This is a genomic window from Caldibacillus debilis DSM 16016 (assembly GCF_000383875.1).
Classification (GTDB): Bacteria; Bacillota; Bacilli; order Bacillales; family Caldibacillaceae; genus Caldibacillus; species Caldibacillus debilis.
In genome coordinates this window covers 43085-49084 of sequence record NZ_KB912889.1, presented here as the reverse complement: position 1 = coordinate 49084, position 6000 = coordinate 43085, and the positions used below count along the sequence as shown (strand labels likewise).

6 protein-coding genes and 1 pseudogene are annotated in these 6000 nt (G+C 48.6%); 5 read left to right on the top strand and 2 right to left on the bottom strand.

Annotation, left to right across the window (positions count from 1 at the left end; genetic code table 11):
- The 4 genes and pseudogenes from A3EQ_RS22785 to A3EQ_RS0109380 form a co-directional block, all read left to right on the top strand.
- Positions 1–225, top strand: a pseudogene (locus A3EQ_RS22785) (ISNCY family transposase); the annotation flags it as partial.
- Between the two features lie 515 nt (positions 226–740).
- Complete coding sequence (locus A3EQ_RS0109395; protein WP_026499868.1) at positions 741–2156, top strand: SpoVR family protein; 1416 nt, start codon at positions 741–743, stop codon at positions 2154–2156.
- Between the two features lie 98 nt (positions 2157–2254).
- On the top strand, positions 2255–2761 hold the full coding sequence (locus A3EQ_RS0109390) for a hypothetical protein (RefSeq protein WP_154652844.1): 507 nt from the start codon (positions 2255–2257) through the stop codon (positions 2759–2761).
- Positions 2762–3067: 306 nt separating this feature from the next.
- A complete protein-coding gene (locus tag A3EQ_RS0109380) occupies positions 3068–3586 on the top strand; it encodes a DoxX family protein (RefSeq protein ID WP_020154917.1) in 519 nt (172 codons plus the stop codon).
- 648 nt (positions 3587–4234) lie between these two features.
- Here A3EQ_RS0109380 and A3EQ_RS0109370 read toward each other — a convergent pair.
- Positions 4235–4462 (bottom strand): hypothetical protein, encoded by a 228-nt coding sequence (locus A3EQ_RS0109370; RefSeq protein WP_020154915.1) that lies wholly within the window; start codon positions 4460–4462, stop codon positions 4235–4237.
- A gap of 113 nt (positions 4463–4575) precedes the next feature.
- Complete coding sequence (locus tag A3EQ_RS0109365) at positions 4576–4773, bottom strand: hypothetical protein (RefSeq protein WP_154652843.1); 198 nt, start codon at positions 4771–4773, stop codon at positions 4576–4578.
- Between the two features lie 91 nt (positions 4774–4864).
- Between A3EQ_RS0109365 and A3EQ_RS0109360 the strand changes: the two genes are divergently transcribed.
- A complete protein-coding gene (locus A3EQ_RS0109360; RefSeq protein ID WP_026499867.1) occupies positions 4865–5656 on the top strand; it encodes a MurR/RpiR family transcriptional regulator in 792 nt (263 codons plus the stop codon).
- Positions 5657–6000: the final 344 nt, after the last annotated feature.

Below are 6000 nucleotides of genomic sequence, written 5' to 3'. Positions count from 1 at the left end.
ATTCCGGCCAAAACGCCGGTGGAAGTCCGAAAAACGCTGGATGGCAGACTGTTTGTCTGGTACAAAGGTAAGCCCTACCCCTTGATGGAAGCAACCCGGAACAAAGCGGCAAAAACTCCTGAAAAGAAAAAGGAGAGCTCAGAAAAGAAATCGTACAAGCCAGGACCTGATCATCCTTGGCGCAAATATAGGTCCACGAATTCAAAGGAACTGAAACCGGCTTGAATGAACTGAGGTCAAAGTAAATATATCAGTGACATATTCACTGACGCGTTAGTATGACATTTTCACTGACGATTGACAGAAAATGATTTTCAGGCGGATGCCTGCCCGATCCCTGGATGTTTGCGGCCTAAGCCGCTCTGAAAGCGGAAATGACGGGGAAAATATCCATGATTGCCCGCCCGCATCTTTTTCCTCCGGCGCCGCATCCTTTGGATCCGAGCGGTTTTGCCGCGGCCGCGGTGATCCTGCCGGCAAGGTTTCGCCGTCCGCCAGGATCTCCGGATGCCCGGCTCCTGCCGGACGGATCCCTTCCCGTTGCCTTCCGGGATTCCCCCGGTTCCCCTGCGGCGGTTTCCCCAATTTTTTCATTGTATTATTCCCAAACACATATGTTGGATATTAAGAAATCAGAAAATCCACGGGAATTTTCCAAAAAAACCGGGAGAAGAGGAATCGGTGTTGTCAAGCTTCAACGCGTCAGCCAAAATAAGGAAAGGCCAAGGGGGAATCATCGCATGCGCCAAGACGAGAAGAAAGCCTTGGAGAAGGCCATCGGCGAAATCACCGAAATCGCATCCGGTTTCGGGCTCGATTTTTTTCCGATGCGCTATGAAATTTGTCCCGCCGATATCATTTATACCTTCGGCGCCTACGGGATGCCGACCCGTTTTTCCCACTGGAGCTTCGGCAAACATTTTTACAAGATGAAGGTCCAATACGACCTGGGCCTGAGCAAGATTTACGAATTGGTGATCAACTCCGATCCTTGCTACGCCTTCTTGCTGGAATCCAACTCCTTGATTCAAAACAAGCTGATCGTCGCCCATGTGCTGGCCCATTCGGATTTTTTCAAAAACAACGTCCGTTTCATGAACACGAACCGGGATATGGTGGAAAGCATGGCCGCCAGCGCCGAACGGATCCGCCATTACGAGATCCAATACGGGAAAAAACGGGTGGAGTCTTTTTTGGACGCGGTTTTGTCCATCGAAGAGCATATCGATCCTTCCCTGCTCCGCCCGCAATTTTCCTGGATGGAGGAGGAAGCGGAGGAGGAAGGGGAGCGGCCGGGAAGAAGCACGCCCTATGATGATCTTTGGGCGCTGGACAAGAAAAATGAACGGCGGGCGGCGGCTCCCAAAAAACGGAAAAAGCTTCCGCCCCGGCCGGAGAAGGACCTGCTTTTATTTCTGATCCATTACAGCCGGGCGCTGGAAGATTGGCAGCGGGACATCGTCGCGATTGTCCGGGAAGAAATGCTCTATTTTTGGCCGCAGCTGGAGACGAAGATCATGAACGAAGGCTGGGCTACTTATTGGCATCAGCGGATTTTAAGGGAAATGGATTTGAGCCCCGATGAGGCGATCGAGTTTGCCAAATTGAACGCCAGCGTCATTCAGCCGTCCAAAACCGGCCTCAATCCGTATCATTTGGGGTTGAAGATTTTCGAGGAGATCGAAGAACGCTGGAACCGCCCGACGGAGGAAATGAAAAAAAGGGGAATCCGGCCGGGCACGGGCCGGGAGAAGATCTTCGAAGTCCGCGAACTGGAATCGGACCAGTCTTTTTTAAGGAACTATTTAACGAAGGAACTGATCCAGCGGGAAGACTTCTATTTGTTCGAAAAACAGGACCGGGATTACAAGATATCCAGCAAACAATGGCAGGAAATCCGCGACCATCTGGTCAATCTCCGGGTGAACGGCGGCTTTCCCTACATCACCGTAACCGACGGCGATTATGCCCAAAACGGGGAACTGTATTTGCAGCATCATTATGAAGGCATCGAGCTGGACATCAAATATTTGGAAAAGGTGCTCCCGTATATTTATCGGTTGTGGGGCCGGCCGGTGCATCTGGAAACCGTCGTCGACGAGAACCCGGTCCGGTTCAGCTATAACGGAAAAAGTGTGGGAAGGGATTATTTGTAAAAGGGGCAATTTTCAAAGGCGGGCCGGGCCCGGAGGCTATTTTTTTGTGAATGTTCAAGGGGGAGATGGGGAGCGGCCGGTGGGTCCATCCTTGGGTTTTGGAAAAGTTTTCTTCCGGAAATCCGGGAAGTCGGGGCCTGCCGTCGGACTCTGCCATTCGTCCAGATGGCCGGCTTGGGGGATCTGGCACGACGGGGAATGTCCGATATCCGCTCTTTTTCACCGGAGTCCGCCATGATGTTCCGATCGGCCAACATTTTATCCAAATGGCCGATATCCGTTCCGATTCGTCCATCATGGCGAAAAGTCGGTCCAACATTTTTGGGGCCGAGAAACCGGTTTGTCCGGCATCCGTTCCCATTGGTTCAACATTTGAAAATGATTGTCCAACATGGAAAAAAGTATGTTCAACATGGACGCCCAATATGTCCATCATCGCAAAAAAATTGTCCGTCATCCCGCAATTTATGTTCCATCATCGACCGGCGGTTCCGACATCGGATGGGGAAGATCCTAAAGGATGGGTCTTCCTTTTGATTTTTTGCTTGTTTTTTTTATTAAAAAAAGGGAGAATTTTTGTAGAGTTCACGAAAAGCCAGCGATAAAAACGGATGTATATGATTTCACCCCGTCCATCCCTATTTGGGGGACGGATGGGGATGCCAGCCCCGCCCCTGCGGCAAGACGGAACAGCAAAAAACGGAACCATGCCCGTTCCTTCGCCGCCTTCTCCGGAAAAGTGTGAAAGATTCATGAACGGTCTTGCTTTCGGCAAACATTTCCTCTATATTAATAGTAGAAAGGATAGTGAAATATTTCACAAAATGATCGAAGAAATGGGAACTTATTCCAATATTTTTTCATTGAATATGTGAAGTATTTCACTAAAAACAAAGGGGGAGGAAATGGATATGCAAGCGAAATGGTGGCAGACACCGCAAGCCAGCATCCTTTGGACGGTGATCCGGGTTTGGTTGGGGATCCAATGGATGACTTCCGGGTTCCATAAATTGGCGGGCGGTTTTGATGCGACGGGATTTTTGCAAGGGGCCATCGCCAAAGCGACCGGGGAACACCCGGCGGTGCAAGGATGGTACGCCGCCTTCCTGGAACATGTCGCTTTGCCGAATGTCGGGTTTTTCAACTTTATCATTCCCGTCGGCGAATTTCTCGCGGGACTCGCTTTAATCCTTGGCGTAGCTACGATTCCGGCCCTGCTCGCAGGGATGTTTATGAACTTGAACTTTATGCTCGCCGGGACGACCAGCACGAATCCGATTATGTACACCCTGGAAATGATCCTTCTCTTTACGGGCAAAGGAAGCTATTATTGGGGCGTTGACCGTTTCGCCATTCCGTACTTGAAACAATGGATGAAACAACATTTTCATCATGGAAACGGAGAGAATAAAGAGAAAGTCTCCGCATAAGACCGGTTTCGAATAACGTCCGAAAAGCAAGCGAACCGAGGCAGGTTCCTTGCTTTTTTTAAATTTAGGGGATTTGCCGGCGGGGTTTCGGGCAGCCAAAAGGTCATCCGAAACAATTCATGACGGATTGTTTCGGGAAGCGGGCGGATGAAGCGGGGGCGCCATCGGAAGGAGCGGTCCGGCCCGGCGTAAGGAATCGGCAAAAAATTTTATGCCGACGGCAGCGAGCACCCGGATTTGCCGAAACCGTGTTTTTTGCCAGTTTTGGCGTCCCAAACGTTTCATGCCATTTCAATCTCTTGTAATCACATCACCATACTCGTATCTCCCATACGAATATGGGATTTCTTTCACCGCTTGCCTTTAGGCAAAAAACCGGCCCGGCAGGGAGCGACGGGATTTTTTCACCCCTAATTGCCTTATTACTACTGTTTTACATTTGTCGGGACGATTTTCGAAATATTGATCTGTGACTTATTCGGGGTGAGACAAAATTTATGTGCATGATGCCCGAGCATTACTCCAAACTTTTTCCTATTAAGAACTTCCTCATGAGTTCGTCGGCAATTTTTAAAGCATCCTCCCGATAATCGGCAGGCGCAGAAATCATATATCTGTTTTTTGAGTCCCAATCTCCCTTTAAAATGTTTACTTAACTAAATCGCTATTAATAAAGATTGCTCCGTATCCATGAGTATGAGGTTGATCATTTGCGATGCCGGTGTAAACCAAAGGACCTAATCCGTTGTCCAAAAAATTTATGACAACTTCGTTATTGTTTCCTGGTATCGAAATTTCCTTTGGAAACGTATACCACATCACGGCGATGAATAGGATCAGCAAAATAATCACTGGAATGATTGCTTTTTTCTTCATTTTCCTCATCCTAACAAATATGTTGAAAACTTCTTTAATAATTGTTGTTCGGCATCAGCGGCATATGCCTGACCAGATGTTTGTTTGATAGAAAATTTTAGATCGAACAGCAGTCATAAAATCTTGAGATCAAACCGATAATAACGGTGGAATCCTTTCCATGAACTGGCGCGGGCGCTGAAACGGCGGTCGGTCCGCAATGCGGAAAGCGGCAGGCTGATGCACCTTCCCCGGTTCGGGACGGCAGGCTTCCGGTTCGGTTCCGATGACGCCCTTTCATTGACGATCCCGTTTCTTCCTTGTTTCGGCATCATCAAACCGCAAGGAAAGTACCCGCCATGTTCCCGATCATTTATGATAAGGTTAGAATCGCAAGAAAACTTCCCCCAATCAGGTGATCCTATGCAAGCATTTCAAAAAAGACTCATGCAATTCCGGGAAAAGTTGAGCCCGCTGGAAGTGCAAGTGCTGGACTACATTTTGCGCCATCCGGAAGAAGTGATCCGGCTCAGCGTGGAGGAAATGGCAAAAAAAATTTTTGTTTCGACGGCAACGATCAGCCGGACTTGCCGGAGGATCGGTTTCCGCGGTTTTCAAGACTTCAAATACGAGCTTTCCAAAAACATTGCCCAAGCCGCCCAGCCTCCCGCATCGCCTCCGTCTTACCTTCTTTCTCAGCATATGGAAAGGGTCAAGCGGGAAATGGAGAAAACGCTGCAATCCATTGACGAAGAAAAAATCAAGCGGGCGGCGGAATATATCGAGCAGAGTACCCATATCGAACTGTTCGGGGTGGGGAATTCCCTGCCGATCTGCGTCGATGCGGCAAGAAAGCTGATGTTTTCCGGGAAAATCTGCCATGCCCGGGAAGACTGGGACGAGCTGCGGAGCGCGGCCAACAGTTTGACGGAAAAGGATTTGGCCATTCTTGTATCCTACAGCGGCGAAACCCTCTATATGCTGGAATACGCCCAAATCTTAAAAAGCAGAAAGGTGAAAACGATCGCCATTACCGGCACCCCGCACAACCGCCTGCAGCAGGAAGCCGATTTGGCCTTGCATGCCCATATCGTCCATTGCTATTTTGACGATCTCGATATGTGTTCCCGATTCCCGCTGAGCATCATTTTGGATTTTATCATCATTACTTATTTAAATCTTAAAAATAACGCTGGCAAGGAAAGGGATCGGTGAGAACCGCTGCCCGCCGTTTTTCCGGGGCAGCGGTCTTTTTTTTCTTGGACGGCATAACTAACACCAAAGGTTAGTTATGCCCCATCCATATCTTTTCCGCTGAACAAGTCAAACAATGAAGATTTAAACGAGATCCTAATTTTTATTTAAGTCAAGACGCATAAACACCAACCATCATCAATAATATCCTTTCATTGCTTGGTGCTAGTAATTCCGTCCAAGTTTTTTTCTATGGGAAAATGCCGGTTTCCGCTCGTGAACTGGCCATTTTTTGCCGGAAAATTGTAATCGTTTTACAAAGAATGTACAGCGTTTACATTCGCCCCGCAAAGTCTTGTATGAAA

Coding starts and splice junctions, on each gene's coding strand:
- A3EQ_RS0109395 (WP_026499868.1), top strand. CDS start 741: ATGCGCCAAGACGAGAAGAAAGCCTTGGAGAAGGCCATCGGCGAAATC.
- A3EQ_RS0109380 (WP_020154917.1), top strand. CDS start 3,068: ATGCAAGCGAAATGGTGGCAGACACCGCAAGCCAGCATCCTTTGGACG.
- A3EQ_RS0109370 (WP_020154915.1), bottom strand. CDS start 4,462: ATGAAGAAAAAAGCAATCATTCCAGTGATTATTTTGCTGATCCTATTC.
- A3EQ_RS0109365 (WP_154652843.1), bottom strand. CDS start 4,773: ATGCCGAAACAAGGAAGAAACGGGATCGTCAATGAAAGGGCGTCATCG.
- A3EQ_RS0109360 (WP_026499867.1), top strand. CDS start 4,865: ATGCAAGCATTTCAAAAAAGACTCATGCAATTCCGGGAAAAGTTGAGC.